The following is a 26,938-nucleotide window of genomic DNA, read 5'->3' as shown; positions in this document are numbered from 1 at the left end:
AAAGACTAAACAACTTCAATGCTTCCAGACGATCAAACATACCTTGAAAGTAGTAAAATTGTGTCAAATGACCTTGTTTTGAGCATCTATTCTATGTCAAATTTGTAGTATAAAATCAAAATTTTATGCGGGTATTTTTGACCGGCGCTACGGGCTTTATTGGCTCAGCCATTGTAAAGGAATTATTAAAGGCAGGGCATTATCCGATTGGATTGGCACGTACCGATGCCGCTGCGCAGAAACTGGAAGCTGCAGGTGTGGAGGTACATAGAGGACACCTGGAAGATCTGGAAAGTATTAAAAGTGGGGCGGCAAAGGCAGATGCTGTGATACATACCGGGTTTATTCATGACTTTGCTAATTTTAAGAAATATTGTGAGCTGGACCGGCAGGTGATCGGGGCGATGGGGGAAGTTGTAAAAGGACCTATAGTTGTGGCTTCAGGAACGGCGTTGATTGCCAGGGGAACTGTAACTACGGAGCAAGATCAACCACTGGTTAGTACAGATGTAATTCCCCGAATTGCTACAGAAGAGGCGGTTGCTGCTGTGGTGGCGCGTGGAGGAAATGCTTCTCTCGTGAGATTGACGCCTACTGTGCATGCTGCTGGTGATCAGGGATTTATTCCGATTATTATCAATGCCGCAAAGACAGGTGGTGCCGCTTTTTATATTGGTGAAGGGCAGAATAGATGGCCAGCGGTACATCGGAATGATGCGGCCAGGTTGTTTGTTCTGGCGATGGAGCAATCTACCCCGGGGGCGATATATCATGCGGTGGCGGAAGAAGGTATTACAACGAAGGAACTGGCGGGTGTGATGGCGAAGCACCTGGATATTCCTTTGAAGAGTATTCCAGCGGAAGAGGCGGGTGCGAGCATGGGATTTTTGGGGATGATGTGGTCTATGGATCAGCCAAGTTCAGGTAAGTTGACGCAGGAGAAATTGGGATGGCAGCCGAAGGAGGTGGGATTGATTGAGGATATGGAGGAGAATTATTTTAAGTAAGGTAAATATGTCCTTGTTTGATCAAGTAATAACAAAAAGGCAAATCTTTTAGGTTTGCCTTTCCTGTTTTAAATATTATGTATAAAATTAGACGCTAACTAAAGAGGAGAAAAATCAAAGTTGAAAATTAAGGGTAGTATTTAATCCTTTGTGTNNACACAAAGGATTAAATACTATCGCTAGACGGCTTTTTTCCTACCTACAAATCTTATTACTGTTCCCTCTCCATTATGATACTTCCCTTCTTCCAACCCTACCACTTCTTCTTTCAATAGTAATATCTCATAATCAGGAAAATCCTGTTTTATCTCCTCTTCCGAGAAAAGCCATGCTATTTCTGTAGGCCCTCCTACCTCTGCATTCGCATTGTGGTTTTTACTAAATGCTTCAAAGATGATAATGCCACCAGGTTTTAAATAGGTATCTAACTGACGATGTAAAATTGATTTTTTCTCAGGAAGAAAATGTGCATAAATCAAACCGATGGCATCAAATGATGCAGGCTCAAATTTGATAGTTTCGAGATCGCCTACGATGTAAGTAAGATTCGTATTTAATTCACCAGCTAGTTGCAGTGCTTTGATTTTCCCTTCCGGACTCAGGTCTGTGGAGGTTACCTGCCAACCTGTTGCAGCTGCGTATACACCATTTCTGCCTTCGCCATCTGCGGGCATGAGGAGGCTGCCTTTTTCAAGGCGATCTAACCATTCTTTGAAGAATAGATTCGGTGTTTTGCCATAGGCGAAATCAGTTTCACGATAGCGGTTATCCCATCTGGTTTTGTATTGCTCGTTTGTCATAACACAAAATTATCCACAGATGAGCGCTTACTGATAGGACAAAAATGAAATTGTATCGGATCTATTTAAAGTTTTGACGGAAGGATTCGGGGGTATGACCTGTGTGTTTTTTGAAGAAACGAATAAAGTAGGAAACGTCTTCGTAGCCTAGTGCCCAGGAGATTTCATTGACAAGGTTCTTCGTGGCCAGAAGTTGGCGTTTGGCTTCGAGGATGATGTGGTCATTGATCAGGGCAGAGCATGTCTTGCCGAGGGCTGATTTGGTAATGGCGTTGAGTTGATATGCGGATAAGTGTAGCATGGCGGCGTAATCTGCTACCTGTTTATGTGTGGTGATATGAGTTGCAATGAGCGTCTGTAAGGTATGTAACTGATCATTGGCAGTGAGGGGTTTTTGTGTGCGAAGCAGATGGATGAAAAATATGTGTAGTAATGATTTTATGACATCTTCGTATTTTTCTTTGGAATGGGTAAATTCTTCAAAGATTTGCGTGCATATAGCAAGTGTGTTTTCCAGTTGATAAAAGTTTTGCTGTGCAGCAGTGTGCAATAAAGGACTGGGATCGAAGCTTTGATTAAATTGTAATAGATACCCTGTGCTGCCGGAATGTAGGTGGATGGCATGCACCTGGCCGGGGCGAAGGAGGAAGATGGAATGGTCGGTAATCGTATAATCTGTGAAGTCAATACTATGTGTACCTGCGCCTTTTTCCAGCACTAACAAATAGTAGAAATCATGACGGTGGAGCGATTGAATCATATTCTGACCGGACATATAATCGTTGATATCCCGGATGCTAAAACTTGTATTTGTTCTGATGGGGATGTGTTGCATGATGAGATAAAGATAGGAGAAATTTCCTCTATCTTAAATATTCGTAGAGAACGCCTGTTCTTTCTCTGCATCCAGTGCTTCGGGTCTGGCCGGATTGTCCATGCACTCATTCCATTTGTCCATGTACTGGTTATGGTTATCGTTGCAACTTTGCATCATGAAATTTACATTAGAAACAGCCTTACAAAAGGTACAGAAAGCAGAAGACGCCTGGAATTCAAAAGATCCTGAACGCATAAGTTTAGCTTATACCGTGGATACTGAATGGCGTAACCGGCATGAATTCATTAATGGGCGGGAAGCAGTCAAAACATTCTTGCAGCGCAAGTGGGAACGGGAACTGGATTATAAATTAAAGAAAGAATTGTGGGCGTTTATGGATAACCGCATAGCGGTACGATTTGAATATGAATGGCATGATGCACAGGGACAATGGTTCCGGAGTTATGGCAATGAGAATTGGGAGTTTGATGAGAACGGTTTGATGCAAAGACGATTTGCCAGTATAAATGATTTGGCGATTGCAGCATCGGAGCGTAAACTTTTCTAACTTTAGTGTATGTATACATTGGTTAGTTCGCGGACGGGTAATATGGCTTTCAGGGTGTCTCGCCTTGAAGAAGGGGCGTTATTGCAGGAACAGAAAGGATATAATTATTATTCTATCCTGCTGGTGACAAAGGGAAGCGGACAGCTGTATGAATATACTTTCCAGGAGAATACGTTGTTGGCGTTGGGGTTGTATCAGCCTTTTCAGGTGAAAGGGGATATTGAAGGTGTGTTGATCAATTTTCATCCTGACTTTTTTTGTATTTATCAACATGAGGAGGAAGTGGCTTGCAATGGTGTATTGTTTAATAATATCTATGCGCTACCGTTGATGCAATTGCAGGTGGATGAAATGGCGTCTTTGATGAATATTGTGAGACAGATAGAACAGGAGATGTCGCGACCGGCATTGGCACAGTATGAGGTGGTGATGGCATTTTTGAAGATCTTCCTGATCAATGCATCCAGGATGAAGTTGGAAAGGCAGGAAGTGGTGGCGCCTGTAGGTAATGAACCTTTTATTTTGCAATCACTGAAGGACGCGATTGAGCAATATTATAGAAAGGAACATAGTCCGGGGTATTATGCAGGGTTATTAAATATTACACCGAAGGCGTTGAATAAATTGAGCAAAACGCATTTTAACAGAACCCTTGGTCATCTGATTGCGGAGAGGATTATGACGGAGGCGAAACGGGAATTGTATATGACTGCGAAGCCGGTGAAGCGGATTGCATTTGAGTTGGGGTTTAATGATGAGTTTTATTTTAGCAGGTTTTTTAAGAATAATGCAGAGGTGTCGCCATTGGTGTATCGGGAGGCAGTTGGATGGGAGAATAATGCGTAAATTTACCCAAATGAGCAACCACATTCCTACATATCAACTCGGCCAGCTGACTACCAACGATGCGCAGGGTGTCTTCTTCCTCGGACAAAAGCCGGAGATTCCAAAGATCGCCATCGACCAGCCCTACCGTAGTAACTTTTACAAACTGGGGGTATGTGTAAATGGGCATGCGGAAGTGAGCATCAACCTCGATACCTATCAGGTGGTGCCGGGAAACCTGGTTATTCTGGCTCCTCATGTGATCAAACAATGGAAATACATGTCGCCTGAATATGAGCTGGCAGATATCTTCTTTACAAGAGATTTTATTACCACTAATAATCATGTGAATCCTGATAAATTCAGTTTCTTCTGGGCGGGCGCTAAGGGGGTAATAGATTTACTTTCACCGCAGCCGATCATTAATTCTATCCGGTTTTTGCAACAGAAATGCCTTGAGGAGCAAACTTATAAAGATGATGTACTCCGCAACCTCATCAATAGTTTGCTATATGAAATTGCCGCCATTTATACAGCAGCTTCTACCGCAAACCTGAATAGAGGACAACTATTGGTAGCGGATTTCAAGCGATTGGTCAATACACATTCTATGAAAGAGCGGAGTCTGAAGTTTTATGCAGAGCAACTCTTTATTAGCCCTAAACACCTCACAGAAACCCTGAGAGAGATCACTGGTAAAACTGCGGGTGACTGGATCTCCGAAGCCGTTACCCTGGAAGCGAAGATTTTATTACAGAGCCCTTCCCTGAATATTGCTCAGATTTCAGACATGCTGCATTTTGCAGATCAGTCTACTTTTGGTAAGTTTTTCAAAAACCAAACCGGTATGTCTCCGGCTGCTTACAAGCAAGGTTCCGACTTTTAACCCAATCTTCCCATCTTTCAGCCCTTATCAGGAACCCTATTTCGATAGATCTTTGTCCTATAAAAAATAATTCACCATGCACATTGTTATCACTGGTTCTCTTGGGAACATAGGCAAGCCATTGACGCAGGATTTATTACAGCAGGGACATCGGGTTACTGTCATCAGCACGAATCCCGAAAAGCAACAGGATATAGCAGCGTTGGGTGCAAAGGCCGCTATCGGCAAACTGGAAGATGTTGATTTTCTTACAAAGACGTTGGAAGGAGCAGATGCACTGTTTGCGATGGAGCCACCTAATTTCGGTGCACCTGATCATATTGAATATTATTCCACCATTGCGCGTAGTTATGTGGCGGCAGTAAAGGCTGCTGGTGTAAAACGTATTGTACACCTCAGCAGTTGGGGGGCTCATTTAGAAAAAGGAACTGGTTTTATTACGGGGTCTTATCATGCAGAGCAGATTATTAATACGCTCAATGAAGTTGCTGTCACACATTTACGTCCCGGTTCATTTTTTACCAACCTGTATAGTTTTGTGGGCATGATCAAACATGCAGGATTTATTGGTTCTAATTATGGTGGTGATGATAAGGTAGTGATGGTACATCCAAGAGATATTGCCACTGTTGCGGCAGAGGAGTTAGTGAAAAAAGAAAGCGATCTGGTACGTTATGTAGCCAGAGTAGATATCACTGCCAGTGCTGCTGCAAAGGCCATCGGTGCAGCAATCGGGAAGCCTGATCTGCAATGGGTCACTTTATCAGATGAGCAGGTAACAAAGGCGCTGTTAGAACGAGGGATGCAACCCTTTCAGGTAACACCATTGGTAGAACTGGGTGCAGCGATTCACAGTGGTGCCATGAGGTCTGATTATGATCTGCATCCACCAAAGGAAATGGGACGTACAACTATTGAAGAATTTGCGAAAGAGTTTTCAGCTGCTTTTTAAAAGTAGCTGAAAACTCTTTCGCAGAGGGGGCTTTGTAGATTTGTAGAAAGGGAATCTTTATGTAGACAACCTTTTGAAGAAAGCAACTATCTCAGGTAATATTTATCCCCAGCAGTATACTGGTAAGCAGGCTACTTTAAAAGCAAATATCCGGATGGCATAAAAAATTTTATTTTTATGGTATGAAAGGATGTCCAATACAGACAATGCTCAGTTCGAACAAGGACTGCAACCAGCAACTGGGAGTCGCACACGACATCCTGGATGTGCTGAATGGCAAGTGGAAAATGGAAGTGATTCTCCAGCTCTTACAACATGAGAAACGACGTTTTAAAGACTTACAGACAGCTATTCCAGGTGGGGTTTCTGCCAAGGTATTGTCTTCCGTGCTGAAAGATCTGGAAGAACATCATATTGTAAAACGCGGTCTTGACGATGTCACTGTAGAATACGAACTGACGGAGTATGGACGGTCGATGAGAGGAGTGATTACAAACCTTGTAGAACTGGGGGTAGCGCATAGAAAAGAAGTAATTGGAAAAACAGAGGTTGTGGTCTTTGATGTACCACAACCTCTGTTTTTTTAGAAGCTCCACATGCTGGTTTCCTCTTTCAGATAGAAGTCCTTTTTCCTGTGGTACTTCAATATGTACTTTGGGCCTGGTTCAGTGGTAAAGGAAATGAAGGTGGAATTTGTAGGGTCAGATGTTGACTCCGCCTATTGAATGGGGGATGAGGTCGGTGGTGATATCGATTATTTATTTGGGTGGGTATTCGATGCCTGCTTCCTGGATCAGGTCAAATCCATATTTCATAATTGTTTCGATAACGGGGATGGCTTTCATTCCTTTTTCTGTGAGGGTATATTCTACTTTGGGTGGTACACCTGCATACAGGGTGCGGGTTACGAGTGCTAGCTCTTCCAGTTCTCTCAGTTGTGTGGTAAGCATTTTGTCGGTAATGTGGGGAATATCTTTCTTTAATTCACCATAGCGTAGGGTTTTGTTTTGTAAGCGCCATAGTATCGGCATTTTCCAGGTACCGCCGATGTGTCTGAGTGCAAACTCAATAGGCGTATAATATAGTTTGCTGTCGTGAAAGAATTCAGGCATGTTGTTATTGGTTTACTTTCCTAAAAGTAAGTAGCATACTAAAAAGTATATACGATCAGTTGGGTGATTGTTTCCTGCAAATTTGCGCAAAAAATATGTAAGCGCATGAAAGGGAAATTATATCTATTAGGATTGGGGGTATTGGGGATCACTACTACGGAGTTTAGTGTGATCGGGATATTACCGCAATTAGCAGCGGCGTTCAGGATAGGAACGGATAGGGCTGGGTGGTTATTGAGTGCGTTTGCATTGGTGATTGCATTGTTTGGGCCGTTTATGGTGTCGTTGTTTTCGGGGTTGAATCGTAAGCATGCGATGGTGATGGCATTAGGTGTGTTTGCAGTATCCACATTTTTGTCGGCATGTACGCATAACTTTTATGTTTTGTTGTGTTTGCGGATGTTGCCGGCGTTTTTGCATCCGGTGTTTTGGTCGATTGCATTGACGATCGCGATTAAAAGTGTGCCGGAGCAAGAAGCGCCGAGGGCGGCGGGGATTGTGTTTGGTGGGTTTACGATAGCGAGTGTGTTAGGCGTACCGCTGACTGCTTACATGGCTACTTTGTTTAGCTGGAAGGCAGCGTTTTTGTTGTGTGGAGGTGTGAATGTGTTGTCGATGTTGGGTTTGTGGGTGTTGATGCCTTCTATGCCGGTGGGTGTCAGGCAATCGTATGGCGCACAACTGGCCGTGTTAAAGAGTGTGAGGATGTGGAGACAGTTTGTATTGGCTTGTTTGATGATAGCGGCGATGTATGCGACCTATGGGTATTTTTCTGTGTATTTGAAGGAAGTGACGGGAATGAATGAAATGTGGATAAGTGTGATGTTGTTGTTGTTTGGTGTGGTGGGGATTGGGGGGAACTGGCTTTCCGGAAGGTTATTGAGTAGGAGTATGGAGAAGACTACCTTAGGGTTTATTCTTTTGTTAGGGGGTGTGTTGGGGTTGGTTTATTTTTTCGGAGGGAGTATCTATGCGATGGTGGGGGTGGTGTTGTTATGGGGATTTGTGCATACGGGGGGATTTTTAATATCGAATATGAATGTGATATCGTCGGCACCGGAGGCGCCGGAGTTTATAAGTAGTGTATTTACTTCCTGTGGCAATCTGGCAGTCACAATCGGTACGACGGCAGGCGGCATGGTGATTGTCTATGGAGGGGTACATGCGGTGGTTTGGGTGAGTTTGGGGTTGTTAGGCGGGGCGTTTTTGGTAGGGGTTTATTCGAACAAGCGTCGAACTAGCGTCGAACAAGCGTCGAAGAACACTCGAAGCGGATTCGAACAACACTCGAACAGCATTCGAACAACACTCGAACAACATTCGAAGAAACTGTATAATTAAGCAGCTATTTTGGATTGGATAAATGCCAATTCTTCGGGTGTGAGCAGGTCTTTATCGAAAAGGGTACCATTGGTTCTTGTTGTTTTGAAGAAAAGAAGGTGCTTCATTACCTTCACATTACGGATGGCAGACCATTTTAATTCGGTTTTGAAGTCTTCGCCCTGGATAAGTATGGCTTCGTCGGTAAAGGTATATTGTAATGGGGCGTAAACGTACCTTTTTACGCCTGGTTTCTTCAAAGTGAGGTATATCATCAAACTAGGGAAAATAACGCTGAAAATGATAAAATAAAACTCAAATGAAGGGATACCTGCGGTATCATTTATGATACGGGTCAGAAAGTAGAAAGCAAAGAGGTAGAGAACGAGGATCGTTGGCTTTTTATAGAATTGAGCATAGAGGAATTTTATGTAGGCTGCAGGGGATATTTTAGAAGTATGTGAAAAAGACGTCATTCAAAATATTTTTAATAAAGGTAGAGAATTATGACAGAATTCTGGGAAAAGAGTTTTAATGAAAAGCAGGAGATGTGGGGCTTTGAGCCTGCTCAATCGGCTATATTGACAAAGGAACTCTTCCTGCAGCAAGGGGTGAAAAAAGTGTTGGTACTTGGGTATGGTTATGGCCGGAATGCGGAGATCTTCAGGGAGAATGGGATGCATGTGACGGGGATTGAGATCTCCCAGACTGCCATTGATATGGCGCGGAAACATTATGGAACGGCCATGACGATTTATCATGGTTCTGTTACGGAGATGCCGTTTGATAAAGAGAAATATGACGGGGTGTTTTGTTATGCACTGATTCATTTACTGGATGGTAGTGAGCGGGCGAAATTGATCCGGGATTGTTATGAACAGCTGGAACCGGGTGGGTATATGGTGTTTACGGTGATTTCGAAAGCTGCGCCTACTTATGGGCAGGGGACCAGGTTGAGTGAGGATAGATATGAAATGTTTGGTGGGGTGAATCTGTACTTTTATGACAGGGAGTCTATTCAGGCGGAATTTGGGAATGCGGGGTTGTATGAAGTCAATGAGGTAACGGAGAACTATCCGTTTTACCTGATAAAGTGTAAGAAATCATAGTTTCTTTCCCCGGATCATACTGAGGAATGCGGGTGTAATGCCGAGATACGAAGCGATTTGTTTTTGGGTAATTCTTTGTTCGATGCCGGGGTATAGCTGACTAAAACGGGCATATCTTTCATCGGCTGCCAGTGATAGATTGGAGGTGATACGCCTTTGGTACATGCTGAAGCCGTTTTGAATTAATATACGGAAAAAGCGTTCGATCTTTGGAACGGTGAGATAGAGTTGTTCTAATTCATCATGAGTGAAGTAGAATATTTCTGAATCTTCCATTGTACTGATGCTATAGAATGCAGGTAGTTGTCCCGAAAAACTGGTGATGTCTGTGATCCACCAGTTTTCGGGACAGAATAAAATATTGTGATCTTCACCTTTGCTATCTGTGTGGAATAATCTGATACAGCCTTCATTGACAAAATAAAAATGTCTGCAGATGTCTCCTTCGCGCAGGAGGTAGGTATTCTTTTTTACCTGCCGTGAATGGAGTTTTGCCAGGACGAGGTCTGTTTCAGATGGATCCAGGGAGATGTGTAGTGCTAAATTGGTGAGGAACCGGTTGTGCATGTAGCCTTTTAATGCAAAAGATATTAAAAAAAGCTGACAAGGCGGGTGATCTGGAATTGGTCATTGAATTCGAAATAGTCGAGGCCTTGGCGGGGGCCTTCCGGTAGGGCAACGGTCCAGTAATATCGGCCACTGTTGTGGTGGAAAACGGGCCGTTTGAGGATGTTGAATATTCTGCCGGGGACTTTGTTCCAGGAGGTTTGGGCGAGGTCGGCGAGGGCGTCTACACCCTGGATGTGGGCATGGTTGGGGTCGGTGTAAATGGCGTCCGGCGCCCAGCAGGAGGTGAAGCCTGTTTTGTAGGCGTCGAGGTGGGTCGCATTCCAGGTGTTGACGTATTGCTCTATCATGGTTTCAACTGATGGTATCATGTGATGTTGATTTTGTTAGGGCAAAGGACGGGAATGCGGAGGGGGAAAATGTTTAAGTAGTTGAAGGGTTTTATGACAAAAAGGGTTATACTAACAGATCTTCTATCTGGCCATGTGCCACACTATAAGTTTGATATTCTGTAAACTCAAATGGTGGATTGATTAAAGGATCATTTATTTCAGCTACAAGTGGTATAGGATCGCCAATATGCATAAAATGTCGATAGATGATCTGGTCATGCATACCATAGCCCGTGATAATTTCGAAATCATCTGTTGGTTCAAATGATGTCTGCATATTCACCAGAATAATCGTGTCATCTGTTAATTGAAACAAATATGAGTCACCATCACCAAACTGTTCTCTCACTTTTAGATATCGGGTGGCGCGGATGGGGAGTACTGTGATTCGATTTTTTTGTAAGAAACGCCTGACTTCCCGGTAGTGAAAGTTGATGAAAAACGTGAGCCACGTACCCATTGCCAGAAAGAAAATAATCCCTTGCCAGGCTTGTGTCAATATACCTATTAATATGCCTAGTAATGGCCAGATGGCTATTCTGCAATAGTTGCGGTGTCTTAGTCTGCTTTTAAAGTAGGCTTCTTCCTGTTCGTTTAGTGGCCGTTCATAAGTCATCTTTCATTCATGATTTCTTTGATGGCGTCATGCAGATGTGGGCTTTTTATCCGCTGAATCACCTGCGTTTCATATCGTTGATCTTTGCGCCTCAAAGCTATCAAATGTTGTGCGTAATATAAATGTGATTCATATCGCATGTCACCCAGATTAGAATCAATTTCATCGATGATCTCTGCCCCTAATTTGCCATCCATATAGAAGCGGGTCAGGAGGTCGAGGGCATTTGCCTGGATCCAGTCGTATTCGCCAAAGGCAATCTCTTTCAGCATAGGAACTGCCGGGGTGCCAATATGATAAATGACTTCGAAAATGGTGTACTGACAGGCGGATAACCATCCTGTGAGGCCCAGTTGTGACTGATCTACACCGTCGGGAACGGGTAAGTCCGAATGGAGGTGACTACGTAATAAAGGGAGTGTTTGAGGAGACATTGTTGCTGCGACCGCTTTTGTCTGGGCAAAGAATTTGTCGGGGGCAGTAAACATCAAACCGGTCAGGTGGGGGATCACCTGATTGATGACAAGATTGTTGCTCATAGGAATAGGTCTTTATAGGGATAAATATATAAAAAAATGTAATACTGCGCAAAAAAGCTGCGCAGGAGGGGTGGATATTTGGGTATTAAAAATTGAATAAGATGAACAAATTTGAAAGATTAAAGAGTGAATTGGCCCAAAATGGGACGGGAAAGATGAAAGCCTTTGGGAGTTCGATGTTACCGATTTTGAAGAGTGGGAGTACCTTGACGTTTGTGAGAGCGGAGGGATATCAGATTGGAGATATTGTGTTTTGTAAGGTGAAAGGGAGGTATATTGATGCGCATAAGGTGATTAAGATGGATGCGCATAAGGGGTATTTGATTGCGAATAATCATGGGCATGAGAATGGGTGGACGAGGATTGTGTATGGGAAGGTGGTGCTGGGGGAGTATCAGCACCAGGTGATTTACAGGAGTGAAGTGACGGGGGCGAAATAGCTATTGGGTTATTTACACAGAGCTATTAACTACCAGCGCGTTTCTGGAAATTTACAGGGAACCAACACCATTCCGCTATTCCAGGAATTCTCTCAGTAAAAAGCACTACTATTCCAGGAATTCTCTTAACAAACTCACCACGGCTACCGGCTGTTCTTCCGGGATATAATGCCCACAGTCCGGTATCACCACAGTCCTTCCCGCTTCTGACAACTCCTTTGCTACTGCCCGCATATTTTCTCCTACTGCATACTCCCCTCCTACAGCCATTACCGGTATCTTCAATTTTCTTAGCTGCGCCTTGTTTTGTTCTGCACTTGTATTGAATGCCCTGTAATAATTAAAACCTGCTGCCAGGCGCTCCTTTCCTTTGTAGGCTTTGTAATAGACTTCATTGTCAATCGTACCTTTTACATATGATTTGTGACTGAAATACCAGTTTAAATATTCCTCCTCCTTGCCGATGACCAATATTTCGGGAATATCAGCTACCGCATGGAAATAGAACTGCCATACCTTTCCCGCATTGCCGGGTTGGAACATCTGCAAAGGCATCAATCCGGGAATTCCTGCATCCATCACTGTCAGTGATAAACAGCTTGATTCAAATTGTAAGGCAAAGGCGACGGCTACCCAGCCACCGATATCATGGCCTACTATATGACACTGTTGTACCTGTTCGGCATCGAGATAATCTTTTATTAATTGAGCGATGTGCCCGGTATCATACTGTGTCGCAAAAGGACTAGTGCCTAGTCCAGGCAGATCTGGTGCCAGTAGATGGTATTGTGTAGAAAGGGCAGGTATCACATGCCGCCAGATATGCGAGGTCTGCGGCCATCCATGTAGTAAAAGAATTGTATCCATGTAGCAAAAGTAGAAGGAATGATTGGGTGGCAGGAAGACAAAGAACCTGCAATTCCTGCCAAAATGGTTATTTTTGTGTTCGTAAGGGGGATTGCCGGGTGGGTAATTTTGTGTTCGTGAGGGGCATTTCCGGGTGGGTAACATTGTTTCTGTGAAGGATGTATCTAAGCAGGTAACTTTATGTTAGTGAGGGGTATTGTCAGTGGGTATCTTTGTTTCTGTGAAGGATGTATCAGAGCAGGTAACTTTATGTTCGTGAGAGTATTGCCGGTGGGTAACATTGTTTCTGTGAAGGATGTATCTAAGCAGGTAACTTTATGTTAGTGAGGGGTATTGTCAGTGGGTATCTTTGTTTCTGTGAAGGATGTATCAGAGCAGGTAACTTTGTGTTCGTGAGGGGTATAGCCGGTGGGTAATATGGTTTCTGTGAAGGATGTATCTAAGCAGGTATCTTTGTGTTCGTGAGGGGTATAGCCGGTGGGTAACATTGTTTCAAGCAGGTAACTTTATGTTCGTGAGGTGTATTTCCGGGTAGGTAACATTGTTTCTGTGAAGGATGTATCTGAGCCGGTAACTTTATGTTCGTGAGGCATATTTCCGAACAGCTACATTTGTTTTTTGTGAAGGATATTTCCAACCAGTTACTTTTGTTTTCGTGAAGCACATTGTCTTTTTGATTACGCACAATTCCACCCTGCTGGATTTTGCCGGGCCGCTGGAAGTATTTACCAAAGCCATCGACAAGGCAGGGGCGATATACCAGACACATATTGTATCATTAGAAGCAACGAACCAGATCCGGACTTCATCGGGTATGCATATTACTTGTGAGCATAACTATGCTACATTTCATCAAGCGATCGATACTTTGATTATAGCAGGCTTGCCTAAAGACCTGCCAGCAAATATCCATCCTAAAGCGATTGAATGGATTCAGCAGCAAGCCCCCCGGATCAGAAGAATTTGTTCTGTCTGCTCTGGAGCTTTTATCCTTGCGGAAGCTGGGTTATTAAATGGTAAAAAAGCTACTACCCACTGGAGCTTGTGTGAGCGATTAGTGGCAGCTTATCCTTCAGTTAACGTGGATATTGCGCCGATTTTTGTCAAAGATGGAAATGTGTATACTTCAGCGGGGATTACTACTGGAATGGACCTCGCACTGGCATTGCTGGAAGAAGATATGGGGAAACGGTTTGCTTTGGAGATCGCCAGACAAATGGTGTTGTTTTTAAAAAGACCCGGTAACCAGGCGCAATATAGTACGGTACTTGCTGCGCAGGCAATCGATCATGCCCCTGTGCGGGAGGCGGTAGATTGGATCATGGATAATTTGCAGGTGGAAATAACTGTGGAAGAATTAGCGGAAAAAGTGTTGATGAGCCCAAGGAATTTTGCCAGGGTGTTTGTGAAGGAAATGAACATTACCCCTGTGAAGTTTATGGAAAAGATGCGTGTGGAGGCAGCGTGTCGAAGTTTGACAGCGCAACATCTGACACAGGAAGAGATTGCTGCTGCTTGCGGGTTTAAGAATGCAGAAAATATGCGCAGGGTGTTTTTGAAGGTATTTGATGTGACGCCGTCCGAATACAGGAAACGTTTTCAGACGGCGTTATAAGCGGTACACTTCATCAATACTGAAATTCAAACAGTGCTGTAAGCGGTATACTTCATCAATACTGAAATTCAGACAGTGCTATAATATTTACACCTCATCTTTATTAATCCACTTACCCACCGCAGGTGCCACATAATTCTTCATCTTATCCAACAAGGTATCAATATCATCACTCACCAAAATCATATCCTGATTGATCTCTTTCAAAAACCCTTTATCCACCATAGTTTGCACCAATGTGATCATCGCATCATAATACCCGTTAGTATTCAATATGCCAATCGGTTTTCTATGCAGACCTAACTGCGCCCAGGTGAGCATCTCAAAAAACTCCTCCATGGTACCATACCCACCTGGCAGCGTTATCACCCCTTCGCACAGTTCATTCATCTTCGTCTTACGGGTATGCATACTATCCACAATTAATAATTCTGTCAAACCTGTATGCGCAATTTCTTTTGCTCTCAGAAAGTCGGGAATCACCCCCGTCACCCTACCTCCGGCTGACAGTGCACCATCTGCTACTGCGCCCATAAGGCCTACTTTTGCTCCTCCATATACCAGTCCGATATTATTTTCTCCAAGTGTTTTACCCAGCTGAAATGCTTGTTCCATAAAGATGCTATCTGAACCAGCACTGGATCCACAAAAGACAGTTATACTTTTCATTATTTTGATGGGTTTGATGTTGCAAAGGTACTGGGATTTGTTGTATTTTAATCCCATTAAAAATCATAACTTATGTCTGGAAGAATTGTTATCGTTGGCTACCAACCTAAACCCGGAAAAGAAAAAGAGTTGGATACATTAACCCGTAAACATTACAGTTTATTAAAAGGCGCAGATCTTGTTTCTGACAGAACTCCCATTATCATGAAAGCAAAAAATGGCACTGTCGTTGAAGTTTTTGAATGGAAATCTGATGCTGCCATTGAACAGGCACATACACATCCGGTCGTATTAAAATTATGGGAAGAATATGCCGCTGTATGTGAATATGTACCCGTAGGCGGACTGGAAGAGATGTGTAACCTGTTTTCAACATTCACTCCTTTTGAATAGTAATAACCATGGCATAGTTTCTGCGCTTATATAGTATAGTCCAGTGTTTACTGAAACAAGTAATACTATGCAACGTCTCTTTTTTCTTGCCATCATTATCTTTTATTTACCTGCATTTGCGCAGAATACGCCACAACTCTTTCATGTTACCACTGCTGCTACCGCACCCGGGGAAACTGTGTTAATAAGAGGAGAAGGTATTGACCTGATTTCAAAAATTGAAGTGGGCCGACTCACAGATGACCGGGTGGATAACTCTCCTCCTGCATACGTGCCATTGCCGGAACCAGATCATTTACCCGATTCCAAAGGAAGTAGGATGATCGCCGGCGAAAGAATGATGCCTGTGGATAAGATACAGCAAAATGAAAAGTCTGTTAAAGTAATTATACCCGATGCTTTGCAGCAAGGGGTGTATTGTGTGCGTATGACAGACAATAAAGGTGCTGTCAGTGGCTTTTATGTAAATGTGCCGGTTGTAAACTGGGTGATTAGTGAGGATGGATATAATGCAGCTGCTGCAGGAGATGTATTGAGGATACAAGGGAAGAACCTGTTTCGCAAAGGTGGTAGCGGACAAGTGGTATTGGTTAGCAATGGGAAAATGTTTAAAGTAAAAGTAGATAGCATCTACGATGATTACTCTGTGAAAGTAACCCTCCCCGCTACTATCCAGCAAGGTAAATACCAGTTATTTTATCACAATGGCCTTGGTGGCAAAACAGCATGGAGCACACCGCTCACTGTCAATATCGTGAACAAAGCAATGTGGTCTACGCAGGCCTTCAATGTAAAAACATATGGTGCAAAAGGGAATGGCTCGCAGGATGACACCGAGGCTTTTAAAAAAGCATTGACTGCTGCACATGATGGTGGCATTGTAAATGTTCCCGCTGGCAACTACATATTATCAGAGGGATTAGTTATCCCCAATGGGGTGATGGTAAAAGGACAAAAGGGAACGGTCATCAATTTTGGACCTGTTGCCGCTGCAACCCTTATCAGTGGAGCCGATCACTTTGGTCTCACGGATCTTACTATTCGGGCATCCCGGGCACTGGGCATCATAATGAATAGTGGCGATGGTCATGTGATTTTAGAAAGACTCATCGTACAACAAGACATTGGCAACGCCCTCGCTGAACTGGATAGCAAATGGAATAAGACAGGGATTCAGTTAAAAGGACACGATATCAGGGTAAGAGATTGTGTGTTTAAAACCGCGGGGATGTTTTCATTTGTAGGTGTGAGCGGATTTATTCAGCGTTGTAGATTTGAAAAAGCAGGTGGTAGTGTAAAGACGTATATGAAAATTCATCCGCAGGGGTTGATCTTCGAAGACTGTTATAAACAAACTAACGGCTATGGATATGGAGCTACCATCAATGAAAGCTATGATCTGTACGAAGCCAGAAATGTAACCCCCTTCAATTATATCAATGACCGGGAAGTGATGACGCTGGATGGTGGCAGCGGCGGGTATTTCGGAAAGGTGGGCGGTGCCAGTGGCAACCGTATTTCTCTTAGAAAAGATGGCAGTACCTTTCAATGGGCTGCTAATAAATGGATTGGTGGTGGGCTTTTTATCATCGATGGCAAAGGGTCGGGACAATTCAGAAGAATCGTACAGCATACCATGGACCAGATCGAACTGGATGAACCATTTCTTGTGCAACCAGATACCAGTTCAGTTATTAGTATCACAACGATCCGCGATCATTTATTTTTTGTGAATAACACCGCTACAGATGCAGGTGCTTTTCAATTTTATGGCTCAGCCCAAAACTGTGTGATAGCAGGATTAAAAATGCAACGTAGCGCAGGTATCATAGGCAAAGGCTCTTATGTGAATTATGGCAGACAACCGAATTGGTACATTGACATCGTGGATTGTGAATTAAGTGACGGCACCTATACTCCACAGGTAAATCAGAAAGATAGATTCCGTGGGGATCAACAGATTAACATAATTGGTTCAGGACATTCCGGATTAAACATAGGATCTTTGGTCAGGCGAAATGTCTTAAGTGGGAAAAGCTATATCCGGGTATCTCCGGGGGGCGAAGTGAATGATGTACAGGATGCGATTATAGAGCGAAATAAAGTAAGTGGAGCAAAGAATGGCCTGGCCGTTTACGGCGTAGGTCGGGTGGTGAATAATTTATTTATACATGATAATCAATTCGGTACGATGGATATCCAGAAAGCCTTGAAAGCAGAGGGGTACCAGGTGAGGTAAACTGACAGATTTAAGAGTTGATATTATGTGGGTGAAACGTATGTACCAGACATTACTTTTAAAATAACAGGCAGGGTTACCCATATAGGTGGAGTTATAAAATAAATAATTTTAGAAAGGGCGCTCGTGTGCCTTTTTTTTGTTTATTTGTGCAAGCAAATGCTTGCGTATTTATGGAAGCCAGAAGAGATGTGTTTCAGGCAATAGCAGACCCTACCAGACGGGAAATCATTCACCTGATATCCCGCGAGCCCCGTCATCTCAACGCGATTGCGGAGAACTTTGATGTGAGCAGACAAGCTATTTCCCTGCATATAAAGATCTTAGTAGAATGTGGTTTGATTGAAATCAGGCAACAGGGCAGGGAGCGGTATTGCGCGGCCCGGTTGGAGAAATTAGAAGAAGTACAGGAATGGATCCGTCAATATGAATCGTTCTGGAAACACAAGATGCAGGCATTGAAAAACTTTCTTGAAGACAATTCATCACCCCATAAATCCAAAAAGAAATGAGCAGCCATGTTATTGTAATTGAAGAAACATTCAATGCGCCTGTGGAAAAAGTGTGGGAGGCCCTTACAGATAAGGATAAGATGAAAGAGTGGTATTTCAACCTGGATGATTTTAAAGCAGAGAAAGGCTTTCAATTTAGTTTTCCGGGACAGGGGCATAAGGGTGAACAATACATTCATCTTTGCGAGGTGACGATTGCAGAGCCGCTTCAGAAATTACAATATAGTTGGCAATACAAGGATTATGAAGGTTACTCTACTGTGACGTTTGAACTATTTGATGAAGGAGATCAGACAAGATTAAAATTGACGCACGAAGGATTGGATAGCTTCCCGCAGCATCCTGATTTCGCTGTAGACAGCTTCAGAGGCGGATGGACCCATCTCATGACCATCTCTTTGAAAGACTATCTGAATAAGGTAAGTTAAATTATCATTAAACTTTCAGGTGTTTTGCATATCAAAGATTCTTTAACAACTTGTTATGCAACTATACCGATTACCTTATTATGTAGCGCTGTTTGCAACAGCCCTTTTGTTTACTGCCGGTTGCTCAAAGAACGACACAACGACGACAACTGGCTCCGGTTCCAGCATTGACAGTACATTTACGACAGGTACGGCCGAAGGCTCGACTGAGACGGCTGCTGATGAAGATGACCTGGTGGAAAATTCTACATTTTCCAGTACGGTGACTATTGACTTTGGAACGACTGTTACTGTTACGAATCCGTTAGATGGTAATGGTGTGACAGTCACGACCAGTGGTAACGATGTAACCGTTACTGCCACTACATCGAAAGTAGCGTTTGTTATTTCGGGTACTACTACTGATGGATCTGTGAAGATCTATAGCGACAATAAATATCAAGTGACATTGAATGGTGCGACTATTACCAATAGTGACGGACCTGCATTGAATTTGCAATCCAAGAAGCGTGTGTTTATTGTGTTGGCAGATGGTACGACGAATACATTGGTGGATGGTGCGACCTATGCTACATCTACAGAAGATCAGAAAGGGACATTGTTTGCAGAAGGGCAGGTTATATTTAGTGGTACAGGTACATTGAACCTGACGGGTAAATATAAACATGCGATTTGTTCTGATCAGTATGTACGGATTCGCGAAGGGAATATTACGGTGACAAGTGCAGTGGATGATGGTATTCATACCAATGATGCATTCATTGCGGATGGAGGTACCGTGAAGATAACATCCAGTGATGATGGTATTCAGTGTGAGGAAGGGTATATCGTAGTGAATGATGGTACTTTTGTGATTAATACTGCCGGGAAAGGTATTGGTGCTACTTATGATGATGGGGATGAGACGATTACGCCGTATGTGACGATCAATGGGGGGAATATTACGATTACGACTACAGAGGGTGAGGGTATTGAGAGTAAGAGTGTGTTGACGATCAATGATGGTTATGTGTCTACGAATACAGTGGATGATGGTATAAATGCAGGTACTGCTATTTATATAAATGGTGGGCATATTTATAGTATCAGTTCTGGTAATGATGCGATGGATTCTAATGGGACGTTTACGATTACGGGTGGTATTGTAGTGGCGGCAGGTAGTGGATCGCCGGAGGCGGGGATAGATGTGGATGCACGTACATTAAAGATAACTGGTGGTTTGATAGTAGGTATTGGTGGTGCGACGAGTGAGCCGACTGCGAGTGTGTCTACAGTGAATTCATTGGTGATGGGGAGTGGTAGTGCGAATAAGATTGTGCATATAGAAGCGGCGGATGGAACAGAGGCGATGACGTTTTTGGCACCAAAGGCGTTTAGTACGTTGTTGTTTGCGGGGAGTAAGTTGAAGTCTAATACTACTTATACAGTGTATACAGGTGGGAGTGTGACGGATGGAAGTAGTTTTAATGGGTTATATCTGAGTGGTAGTTATTCTGGGGGAACGAGTGGAACGACGTTTACGACTAGTAGTACGGTGACGCAGATTGGTGGGAGTATTTCGGAAGGATAAATATTTTAAAAATGGCTTTCACCTTCGGCGAAAGCCATTTTTTTGTGTGGTCCTGCGGCGCTACAATTTCGCGTTATTGTACTTGCGATATTTTGTATAATAAAGCAGTTAGTTCTTTTGGCATTGTTATCATCGCATCGTGCCCGGTTGGCAATTCATAATAACTCCAATCCTTGCTACTTTTTGTTTTATCTCCGAATACCTTTAACTGTGCCATTTGTGGCTTTGTACAGGCAATGTAAGTAAGTGGCAGATGATTGCCGTAAACATGCTTTAATGATAATGTTTGATCAAAGCTTCTGAATGGTTGTGGTGTCAGTCTTTCGCTCACCCATTTGATTTGTGCAGGATCAGTTACCCCAAAAACTTCAGGAGACCATACGGGTACTGATAATCCATTGCTGGATGCGGTGGCTGCTCTTACATTGTCAGATAGATTGGCTGGTTGTGATGTGAGTGCACTCTTCCCGTTTTCAATGAGCATCGCATCTAAGAATATTAGTTTTTTCAATCTTGCCGGTATACGATCTGCCACACCTGCGATGACGGCCCCTGCATAGCTATGTCCTACTAATATTACATCATGCAGATCCTGCATGTTAATAAAATTGACAATATCCTGGATATGTGTTTCCAGGTTAATGTTGGTATCGAGTACATTTTGGTGCTCTCCCAATCCGCTTAAAGTAGGTGTGTATACTTCTGCCCCTTGTGCCTGCAATTCTTTGGCTACTTCTTTCCAGCACCAACCCCCATGCCATGCACCATGTACCAGCACGAAAGTCTGGGCATGACTTAAGCCAACCACTGCAAAAGATAGCAGCAGACAATAGAAAAATTTCCTTTTCATTTTTGTGATATTTTTGTACCTCAAAAGTAGACGTAGTCATTTGGGTATTCAATAGCTCACCCGAAAGTGAGTCGCACAATGAATGATTTAATTATGGCAACAAAAGTCAAGACCAGCTCCATGAATGCACACAACCTGCAGGTACTGGCAGAACATTGTCAGGTGTCGGAGGTATTGGAGCTGATTAGTCCAAGATGGAAAATGCAGGTGCTATTTTGTATTTCTCAGGAGGTGTACCAGTTTAGTCAGCTGAAAAAGGTGTTTCCTACTATTTCGGATCAGGTACTGTCAAAGCGGTTAGGAGAGATTGTTACGGAAGGGCTGGCTGTAAAGTTGAATGTGCCGGATACGATGCCTTGCCAGGTGAAGTATGAGGTGACGGAGAAGGGGGCGGCATTGCTGGAGATCGTGCAGGATTTGCATGAGTGGGGGAAAAGGGAATGGGAGTAATAACTTTTAATTTTTTCCTTAGAAAATTCCCATTTCGTTTGTAGTTTTAGCGCCTGTTTCGGGGAGCTACCCCCACTGAGCGTAGCTTTAAACCAATTGATCTGTGAATAAAAACTATTACATTATTGATTTCGACAGCACTTTTACGCAGGTCGAAGCATTGGATGAGCTGGCGCGAATTTCATTACAGGACCACCCGGAGCGGGAGGCCATCTACAAGAAGATTGAAGATCTGACCAACCTGGCCATGGAAGGGAAACTGTCTTTCAGAGAGAGTCTTTCCGGCAGGGTGAAGCTCCTGGAAGCCAACAAAGAGCACCTGGGATTGCTGATCAAACACCTGAAAAAGCAGGTGTCCGTCTCTTTTTCCAGGAATAAGAAGTTTTTCAAGCACCATGCGGACGATGTATTGATTGTTTCTGGTGGGTTCAAGGAGTTCATTACCCCTGTAGTACTGCCTTATCATATCAAAAAAGAGAATATATACGCTAATACTTTTGTGTTCGATGCCGATGGTAAAATCATTGGTTTTGATGAAGCCAACCCGCTTTCTGACGAAGGTGGTAAGGTAAAGCTGTTGAAAGACATGCAATTATCCGGCGATATCTATGGTATTGGGGATGGGCATTCAGACTTCCAGCTGAAGGAGTTTGGGATGATCAAGAAGTTCTTTGCCTTTACGGAGAACATTAAGCGTAAGGCGGTGGCGGAGAAAGCAGATCACGTGACACCGAGTTTTGATGAGTTCCTGTATGTGAATAACTTACCAAGTGCATTGTCTTATCCAAAGAATAGGATTACCTGTGTGGTAGTGGGGGAGGTAGAGCAGGAACCAGTAGATTTTCTGAAAAAAGATGGGTTTGCTATTGAGACTTCTCAGGAAGCGATTGGGGATGCAGGGATACTTTTATTGGCAGCAGGTGTAAAGGTGGATCGGTCGTTGTTAGACCAGGCACCTAAGCTGAAAGTAATAGGTTATATGGGAAATGGTAGTGCACACATTGATTATGATGCTTGTACTACCCGTGGAATTGTGGTATTTGATAACCTGAAGAAACCATTGTCCGTTGCGAAACGCGTAGCAAGGTTTATTAATAATGGCGATACTTTCAAGAGTAGTAACTTCCCTCATCTGCAATTACCGGCGGTGGAGAATGCACATCGTTTGATTGGTATTCATCGGAACGTACCGGGTATGATTGCGAAGGTGAATCAGGTATTTGCCGAGAGAGGGATTAATATTATCAGCCAGTTCCTGATGACGAATGATAAGATCGGGTATGTGATTACGGATGTGACGGCGGAGTATGATAAGCAGGTGCTGAAAGGATTGAAAGAGATAGAAGGAACGATTAAGTTTAGATATTTATACTAAGATTCAAACTAAATATTGAAAAAGCTCTTGTCGTAAGACAGGCGCTTTTTTTTTCTCAAATATAGTACTGTTGCCCCTCTCGTACGACTACTGTGCATACTCATAATAACCATTCCTAAAAAACCAAATAAATGACAACAAAACAAATGATAAGAGCAGGAATACTATCCTGTTTGTTGCTTATCACCTCCTTTTTGTCCCATGCACAGTTCAAAGTAATCGGCTACATGCCCTCCTGGCAGGGAGATGTGAATACTGTACAGTACAGCAAACTGACTCACATTAATTACGCCTTCTTATTACCTACAGCAACAGGTGGATTACAATCCATTGATAATCCGTCTAAATTACAGAGCCTTGTATCATTGGCACATGCCAATGGTGTAAAGGTGATGATCTCTGTAGGTGGCTGGAACAATGGCGATGACAGTGGTTTTGAGACACTGGCCGGCAACAGTACTTACCGTTCTGCATTCGTGACGAACATCATGAACTTCGTTAACCAGTACAACCTGGATGGCGCAGACATTGACTGGGAATATCCGGATGCGGGTACTTCTGCGAACAACTATGTATCTCTCATGACCGCGTTGGCGACTTCGCTGCATGCACAGGGTAAATTATTAACCGCTGCCGTAGTAGGTACTGGCGGCGATGGTGTATTGAGTAGCGTATTTTCTCAGGTAGATTTTCTGAACCTGATGGCGTATGATTATAATAATTATGATCACTCTACCTATACCTATGCTTCTCAATCTATTTCTTACTGGAAAGGCAAAGGTTTGCCAGCAGCTAAGACTGTATTAGGTGTTCCTTTTTACGGACGTCCTTCATGGGAAAGCTATGCTGCGCTGATCGCAAGAGGTGCCAGTCCTTATGCTGATACTTATAATGGTGTAGGTTATAATGGTATTACTACCATCAAGAGTAAAACAGACCTCGCTTATGATCAGGGTGGTGGAATCATGATTTGGGAATTATCTATGGATGCTACGGGTACTTATTCATTGTTGTCTGCAATTCACGATGAAGTGGTTGTGAAAGGCGGTGGCAATACTGGAAACAAGTATCCAACAGTGAGCATTACCTCTCCTGCTAACAACGCTACTTTTACAGCTGGTGCTACAGTCAGCATTACCGCCACTGCTGCTGATGCAGATGGTAGTGTGACGAAAGTGGAATTCTATAATGGATCTACATTGTTAGGTACGTCTACCGCTTCTCCTTATACTTATAGCTGGGCAAGTGTAGCAGCAGGCACTTATTCCCTGACAGCAAAAGCGACTGATAACAGTGGTGCCGTTACAACCAGTTCTACAGTAACGATCACCGTGGGTGGTGGTAGTACAGGTGGTAATTGTAGTGGTGTAGCTACCTGGACGGCTACAGATATTTATCTGGGTGGTGCACAGGTCGTGTACAATAGTAAATTGTATACTGCTAAATGGTGGACACAGAATGAACAGCCTGATACACATACGGGTGATGGTCAGGTGTGGTCTTATGTAAGTGATTGTGGTTCTTCTTCAGGTTCTAACAAAGCGCCTACTGTGAGTTTGACCGCTCCTGCATCAGGGGCATCTTATACAGCGCCGGCATCTGTGAGCATTACAGCAAGTGCTGCTGATGCTGATGGTAGTATTGCGAAGGTAGAGTTTTACAATGGTGCTACCTTGTTAGGTACATCTACAGCTTCTCCTTATAGTTATAGTTGGACAAGTGTAGCAGCGGGTACTTATTCTCTGACAGCAAAAGCAACTGATAACGGTGGTGCTTCTACTACCAGCAGTGCGGTGAGTATTACAGTTTCTGGTTCTACCAGCACGGGTAATTGTGCAGGTGTGGCAACTTACCAGCCTTATCCTTCTGTGTATAATGCGGGTGATAAAGTGGTGTACAATGGCTATCTGTATGTGTCACTGGCAAATGGTTTGTACAATGTAACACCGGGTACTGCTGATTACTGGTGGCAGCCACTGGGTGCTTGTAGCAGCAGTGCAAGAGTAGCGAATACTACTTATGAAACAGCTGATTCTGTTCCTGTGACGGTATATCCTAATCCTGTGACAGGTAGTACGCTGCAGGTGAAAGTAAGTGTGGTGGCTGGTGAGCAGGTGGTACTTGAATTGTGGAGTGTGGATGGTACAGGCCCGGTAGTGAGGAAAGTTTATACAGCCGGGGCGAAAGGTGCACAGATGATAAGTGTAGATATTAGTAAGGTACCGGTAGGTACATGGATAGTGAAGCTTTCTAACGCAGTGGGTACGCGGAAGGAGAGTGTGAAACTGATACGATTGTAATCTTAATTGATAAAACCTGGGAGCGCTTTTGCCGTATGGTGAAAGCGCTTTTTTCTTTGAAAATGGTTTTCATTCCCCGTTGGTGAATGCCTTTTTTTATGAATGTTTTATTGGGGATGCTATCGTTTTTTCTCTACTAGTATCACAGTCAGAATACCTAAAGTATATGCAATCAGGTCGCTCCACGCAAAGCTGGTGCCGATAATAATTCTGGCGGCTTTGTTATGTTGCAGTCCCAGCATGCTGACGAGATTGAAGTATTGACCGATCTCAATCAGGTAAGAAAAGAGTAATACTCCCAGGGCAACACGTTTTACAGGCGCCTGGTAGATGCTTCTTACCACGCAGTAAATGAAGATAACAACGAGATAGTCACCTACATAGGGGCGGATGAAGGAGTCGTGTACATATAGGGCTATTAATACCTCGGTAATAAAGAGGGCAAGGGCCAGCAAAAAATACTTTAGACTAAACTTTAGCATGAGTGCTAAGATAGGAATATAATTGAGCGGATGTATCAGGATTAACGGGAAGGGGTACTTTTTGATTTGCGGGTTACAGCTTAAGGTTCAATTGGTGTTTTTGATAAGGTCTATCCTTCAAATGGTGTTGTCGTTCCGGAACGAAAGGATGAATTTTCGTAACTTTAATAAAAATAACGGAATTATGAGAGCATTCTTAGGTATGGGCCTTTTAGGATCAAATTTCACGAAGGCTTTAATTAAAAAGGGAGAGCAGTTACAGGTATGGAACAGAACGACTTCGAGAGCCACAGCGATGGAGGCTTTTGGCGCGAAGGCTTTTGCGAATGTGGCGGATGCTGTGAAGGGTGCAGATTATGTGCATATAGTCGTGAAGGATGATGCTGCGGTGAATGAAGTGTTGGCAGCAGCGCAACCTGGATTAAAACCGGGTGCTGTGATTATAGATCATACTACCACTACCGTAGAGGGTGCGAAGGCACGTACAAAAGAATGGAAAGAGAAAGGGTTTACTTATCAACATGCACCTGTGTTTATGGGACCGGGGAATGCATTGGAAAGTACGGGTTATATGCTGGTGTCTGGTGATGCTGCTGTGTTGAGTAATTTGGAGCCTGTGTTGGCACCAATGACGGGTAAACTGGTGAATTTTGGAAATGAAGTTGGGAAGGCTGCTGCTATGAAACTGGTAGGAAATTCATTTTTAATATGTTTGACAGCAGGTTTGACGGATATGCTTTCAGTGGGTAAGGCATTGGGTGTAAATGGGGATGATATTCTGACGTTGTTGGGAGATTGGAATCCGGGTTTGTCTGTTACATCCAGGTTGAAGCGGATGTTGTCAGCGCCTTATGATGAGCCATCATGGGAGTTGAATATGGCCAGGAAAGATGCGGGGTTGTTTATGGATGCGACAGCGAGTGCGGGAACGAATCTGAATGTGATACCGGTGGTGGCGAAGGTGATGGATGAGTGGATAGAGAAAGGGTTTGGCAATAAGGATTGGACGGTGATTAGTAAAGATGTGTTATAATAATTGAAAGGCGGCCTTGGTGAAAGCCGCCTTTTTTAATAAGGTTGGTGAATTTAATGAGGTTTGTGATTGGTGGGGTTTAGTGAATTGTAACGTCTTAGATGATTCAAAGGGGTTTGAAGATTTACGGAGACCTTGATGATTCGAAAGCATTTAGTAATTTATGGAGCCTTTGATTATTCACAGGACCTTAGTGATCCACGGA

32 protein-coding genes are annotated in these 26,938 nt (G+C 43.5%); 19 read left to right on the top strand and 13 right to left on the bottom strand.

Going from position 1 to position 26,938, the window contains the following annotated elements; translation table 11 throughout:
* The first annotated feature begins 125 nt into the window (after window positions 1-125).
* Window positions 126-1,007, top strand: a complete 882-nt coding sequence (locus BW716_RS25505; protein ID WP_083727396.1) for an SDR family oxidoreductase — start codon at window positions 126-128, stop codon at window positions 1,005-1,007.
* A gap of 179 nt (window positions 1,008-1,186) precedes the next feature.
* Here the strand turns inward: BW716_RS25505 and BW716_RS25500 are convergent, their stop codons facing one another.
* The 3 genes from BW716_RS25500 to BW716_RS38505 all read right to left on the bottom strand — a co-directional run bounded on the left by BW716_RS25500 (window position 1,187) and on the right by BW716_RS38505 (window position 2,801).
* Complete coding sequence (locus BW716_RS25500; protein ID WP_083727394.1) at window positions 1,187-1,807, bottom strand: bifunctional 2-polyprenyl-6-hydroxyphenol methylase/3-demethylubiquinol 3-O-methyltransferase UbiG; 621 nt, start codon at window positions 1,805-1,807, stop codon at window positions 1,187-1,189.
* A gap of 61 nt (window positions 1,808-1,868) precedes the next feature.
* Complete coding sequence (locus BW716_RS25495; RefSeq protein ID WP_083727392.1) at window positions 1,869-2,642, bottom strand: helix-turn-helix transcriptional regulator; 774 nt, start codon at window positions 2,640-2,642, stop codon at window positions 1,869-1,871.
* Window positions 2,643-2,675: 33 nt separating this feature from the next.
* Window positions 2,676-2,801, bottom strand: a complete 126-nt coding sequence (locus BW716_RS38505) for a hypothetical protein (protein ID WP_255373901.1) — start codon at window positions 2,799-2,801, stop codon at window positions 2,676-2,678.
* On the opposite strand from BW716_RS38505, the gene BW716_RS25490 reads away from it, so the two are divergent.
* From BW716_RS25490 to BW716_RS25470, 5 genes are all read left to right on the top strand, one after another.
* On the top strand, window positions 2,800-3,192 hold the full coding sequence (locus BW716_RS25490) for a nuclear transport factor 2 family protein (RefSeq protein WP_083727390.1): 393 nt from the start codon (window positions 2,800-2,802) through the stop codon (window positions 3,190-3,192). The genes BW716_RS38505 and BW716_RS25490 overlap by 2 nt on opposite strands.
* 9 nt (window positions 3,193-3,201) lie before the next feature.
* Window positions 3,202-4,038, top strand: coding sequence for a response regulator transcription factor (locus tag BW716_RS25485; RefSeq protein WP_083727388.1), 837 nt, complete (start codon window positions 3,202-3,204; stop codon window positions 4,036-4,038).
* Between the two features lie 10 nt (window positions 4,039-4,048).
* Window positions 4,049-4,903, top strand: coding sequence for an AraC family transcriptional regulator (locus BW716_RS25480; RefSeq protein WP_179091264.1), 855 nt, complete (start codon window positions 4,049-4,051; stop codon window positions 4,901-4,903).
* Between the two features lie 76 nt (window positions 4,904-4,979).
* Window positions 4,980-5,855, top strand: a complete 876-nt coding sequence (locus tag BW716_RS25475; RefSeq protein ID WP_083727384.1) for an NAD(P)H-binding protein — start codon at window positions 4,980-4,982, stop codon at window positions 5,853-5,855.
* A 182-nt stretch (window positions 5,856-6,037) separates the two neighbouring features.
* Complete coding sequence (locus BW716_RS25470; RefSeq protein ID WP_083727382.1) at window positions 6,038-6,442, top strand: helix-turn-helix domain-containing protein; 405 nt, start codon at window positions 6,038-6,040, stop codon at window positions 6,440-6,442.
* A gap of 171 nt (window positions 6,443-6,613) precedes the next feature.
* Here the strand turns inward: BW716_RS25470 and BW716_RS25465 are convergent, their stop codons facing one another.
* Window positions 6,614-6,967, bottom strand: a complete 354-nt coding sequence (locus BW716_RS25465; protein WP_083727380.1) for a helix-turn-helix domain-containing protein — start codon at window positions 6,965-6,967, stop codon at window positions 6,614-6,616.
* 105 nt (window positions 6,968-7,072) lie between these two features.
* Between BW716_RS25465 and BW716_RS25460 the strand changes: the two genes are divergently transcribed.
* Entirely contained in the window at window positions 7,073-8,308 is a 1,236-nt protein-coding gene (locus BW716_RS25460) for an MFS transporter (protein ID WP_083727378.1), read from the top strand.
* On the opposite strand, the gene BW716_RS25455 is transcribed toward BW716_RS25460, so the two are convergent.
* Window positions 8,305-8,763 carry a YcxB family protein gene (locus BW716_RS25455; RefSeq protein ID WP_083727376.1) on the bottom strand — a complete coding sequence of 153 codons (459 nt, stop codon included), beginning with the start codon at window positions 8,761-8,763 and terminating at the stop codon, window positions 8,305-8,307. The two genes, BW716_RS25460 and BW716_RS25455, sit on opposite strands and share 4 nt — an antisense overlap.
* Before the next feature lie 30 nt (window positions 8,764-8,793).
* On the opposite strand from BW716_RS25455, the gene BW716_RS25450 reads away from it, so the two are divergent.
* Complete coding sequence (locus BW716_RS25450) at window positions 8,794-9,396, top strand: class I SAM-dependent methyltransferase (RefSeq protein WP_083727374.1); 603 nt, start codon at window positions 8,794-8,796, stop codon at window positions 9,394-9,396.
* Here BW716_RS25450 and BW716_RS25445 read toward each other — a convergent pair.
* From BW716_RS25445 to BW716_RS25430, 4 genes are all read right to left on the bottom strand, one after another.
* Window positions 9,391-9,963, bottom strand: coding sequence for a Crp/Fnr family transcriptional regulator (locus BW716_RS25445; protein ID WP_083727372.1), 573 nt, complete (start codon window positions 9,961-9,963; stop codon window positions 9,391-9,393). The two genes, BW716_RS25450 and BW716_RS25445, sit on opposite strands and share 6 nt — an antisense overlap.
* A 23-nt stretch (window positions 9,964-9,986) precedes the next feature.
* A complete protein-coding gene (locus BW716_RS25440; protein ID WP_083727370.1) occupies window positions 9,987-10,334 on the bottom strand; it encodes a nuclear transport factor 2 family protein in 348 nt (115 codons plus the stop codon).
* An 85-nt stretch (window positions 10,335-10,419) separates the two neighbouring features.
* Window positions 10,420-10,971, bottom strand: a complete 552-nt coding sequence (locus tag BW716_RS25435) for a hypothetical protein (protein WP_143709028.1) — start codon at window positions 10,969-10,971, stop codon at window positions 10,420-10,422.
* A complete protein-coding gene (locus BW716_RS25430; protein WP_083727367.1) occupies window positions 10,968-11,510 on the bottom strand; it encodes a hypothetical protein in 543 nt (180 codons plus the stop codon). The genes BW716_RS25435 and BW716_RS25430 overlap by 4 nt, the downstream gene beginning before the upstream one ends.
* 101 nt (window positions 11,511-11,611) lie before the next feature.
* Here BW716_RS25430 and BW716_RS25425 point away from each other — a divergent pair, with 101 nt between their 5' ends.
* Window positions 11,612-11,950, top strand: coding sequence for a S24/S26 family peptidase (locus BW716_RS25425; RefSeq protein ID WP_083727365.1), 339 nt, complete (start codon window positions 11,612-11,614; stop codon window positions 11,948-11,950).
* Window positions 11,951-12,058: 108 nt separating this feature from the next.
* Here BW716_RS25425 and BW716_RS25420 read toward each other — a convergent pair whose 3' ends face one another.
* On the bottom strand, window positions 12,059-12,817 hold the full coding sequence (locus tag BW716_RS25420) for an alpha/beta fold hydrolase (RefSeq protein ID WP_143709027.1): 759 nt from the start codon (window positions 12,815-12,817) through the stop codon (window positions 12,059-12,061).
* Window positions 12,818-13,472: 655 nt separating this feature from the next.
* Between BW716_RS25420 and BW716_RS25415 the strand changes: the two genes are divergently transcribed.
* Window positions 13,473-14,432 carry a GlxA family transcriptional regulator gene (locus BW716_RS25415; protein WP_083727361.1) on the top strand — a complete coding sequence of 320 codons (960 nt, stop codon included), beginning with the start codon at window positions 13,473-13,475 and terminating at the stop codon, window positions 14,430-14,432.
* Between the two features lie 87 nt (window positions 14,433-14,519).
* Here BW716_RS25415 and BW716_RS25410 read toward each other — a convergent pair whose 3' ends face one another.
* Entirely contained in the window at window positions 14,520-15,101 is a 582-nt protein-coding gene (locus BW716_RS25410) for a TIGR00730 family Rossman fold protein (RefSeq protein WP_083727404.1), read from the bottom strand.
* Window positions 15,102-15,173: 72 nt separating this feature from the next.
* Here BW716_RS25410 and BW716_RS25405 point away from each other — a divergent pair, with 72 nt between their 5' ends.
* The 5 genes from BW716_RS25405 (at window position 15,174) to BW716_RS25385 (ending at window position 20,243) form a co-directional block, all read left to right on the top strand.
* Window positions 15,174-15,494, top strand: a complete 321-nt coding sequence (locus BW716_RS25405) for a hypothetical protein (protein WP_083727359.1) — start codon at window positions 15,174-15,176, stop codon at window positions 15,492-15,494.
* Window positions 15,495-15,561: 67 nt separating this feature from the next.
* Window positions 15,562-17,733, top strand: a complete 2,172-nt coding sequence (locus BW716_RS25400) for a glycosyl hydrolase family 28-related protein (RefSeq protein ID WP_083727357.1) — start codon at window positions 15,562-15,564, stop codon at window positions 17,731-17,733.
* A 173-nt stretch (window positions 17,734-17,906) separates the two neighbouring features.
* The gene (locus tag BW716_RS25395; protein WP_083727355.1) at window positions 17,907-18,245 is read left to right on the top strand and encodes a helix-turn-helix transcriptional regulator; all 339 of its coding nucleotides are present in this window, start codon (window positions 17,907-17,909) and stop codon (window positions 18,243-18,245) included.
* The gene (locus tag BW716_RS25390) at window positions 18,242-18,673 is read left to right on the top strand and encodes an SRPBCC domain-containing protein (protein ID WP_083727353.1); all 432 of its coding nucleotides are present in this window, start codon (window positions 18,242-18,244) and stop codon (window positions 18,671-18,673) included. Before BW716_RS25395 ends, BW716_RS25390 begins: the two co-directional genes overlap by 4 nt.
* Window positions 18,674-18,728: 55 nt before the next feature.
* Window positions 18,729-20,243, top strand: a complete 1,515-nt coding sequence (locus BW716_RS25385; protein ID WP_083727351.1) for a carbohydrate-binding domain-containing protein — start codon at window positions 18,729-18,731, stop codon at window positions 20,241-20,243.
* A 73-nt stretch (window positions 20,244-20,316) separates the two neighbouring features.
* Here the strand turns inward: BW716_RS25385 and BW716_RS25380 are convergent, their stop codons facing one another.
* Window positions 20,317-21,093, bottom strand: a complete 777-nt coding sequence (locus tag BW716_RS25380) for an alpha/beta hydrolase family protein (RefSeq protein ID WP_083727349.1) — start codon at window positions 21,091-21,093, stop codon at window positions 20,317-20,319.
* A 93-nt stretch (window positions 21,094-21,186) separates the two neighbouring features.
* Between BW716_RS25380 and BW716_RS25375 the strand changes: the two genes are divergently transcribed.
* The 3 genes from BW716_RS25375 to BW716_RS37735 all read left to right on the top strand — a co-directional run bounded on the left by BW716_RS25375 (window position 21,187) and on the right by BW716_RS37735 (window position 25,218).
* The gene (locus BW716_RS25375; protein ID WP_220388829.1) at window positions 21,187-21,543 is read left to right on the top strand and encodes a helix-turn-helix domain-containing protein; all 357 of its coding nucleotides are present in this window, start codon (window positions 21,187-21,189) and stop codon (window positions 21,541-21,543) included.
* Between the two features lie 103 nt (window positions 21,544-21,646).
* Window positions 21,647-22,918, top strand: a complete 1,272-nt coding sequence (locus BW716_RS25370) for an HAD-IB family phosphatase (protein WP_083727345.1) — start codon at window positions 21,647-21,649, stop codon at window positions 22,916-22,918.
* A 131-nt stretch (window positions 22,919-23,049) separates the two neighbouring features.
* Window positions 23,050-25,218, top strand: coding sequence for a glycosyl hydrolase family 18 protein (locus BW716_RS37735; RefSeq protein ID WP_083727343.1), 2,169 nt, complete (start codon window positions 23,050-23,052; stop codon window positions 25,216-25,218).
* Between the two features lie 119 nt (window positions 25,219-25,337).
* Here BW716_RS37735 and BW716_RS25360 read toward each other — a convergent pair whose 3' ends face one another.
* Window positions 25,338-25,700 carry a DUF2809 domain-containing protein gene (locus BW716_RS25360; RefSeq protein ID WP_083727341.1) on the bottom strand — a complete coding sequence of 121 codons (363 nt, stop codon included), beginning with the start codon at window positions 25,698-25,700 and terminating at the stop codon, window positions 25,338-25,340.
* 184 nt (window positions 25,701-25,884) lie between these two features.
* Here BW716_RS25360 and BW716_RS25355 point away from each other — a divergent pair, with 184 nt between their 5' ends.
* Window positions 25,885-26,733 carry an NAD(P)-dependent oxidoreductase gene (locus tag BW716_RS25355; protein WP_083727339.1) on the top strand — a complete coding sequence of 283 codons (849 nt, stop codon included), beginning with the start codon at window positions 25,885-25,887 and terminating at the stop codon, window positions 26,731-26,733.
* Window positions 26,734-26,938 lie beyond the last annotated feature (205 nt).

Source organism: [Flexibacter] sp. ATCC 35208 (assembly GCF_001975825.1).
Classification (GTDB): Bacteria; Bacteroidota; Bacteroidia; order Chitinophagales; family Chitinophagaceae; genus Chitinophaga.
Note: the sequence above shows the minus strand (reverse complement) of the source record. Positions and strands in the feature narration are given on the sequence as shown.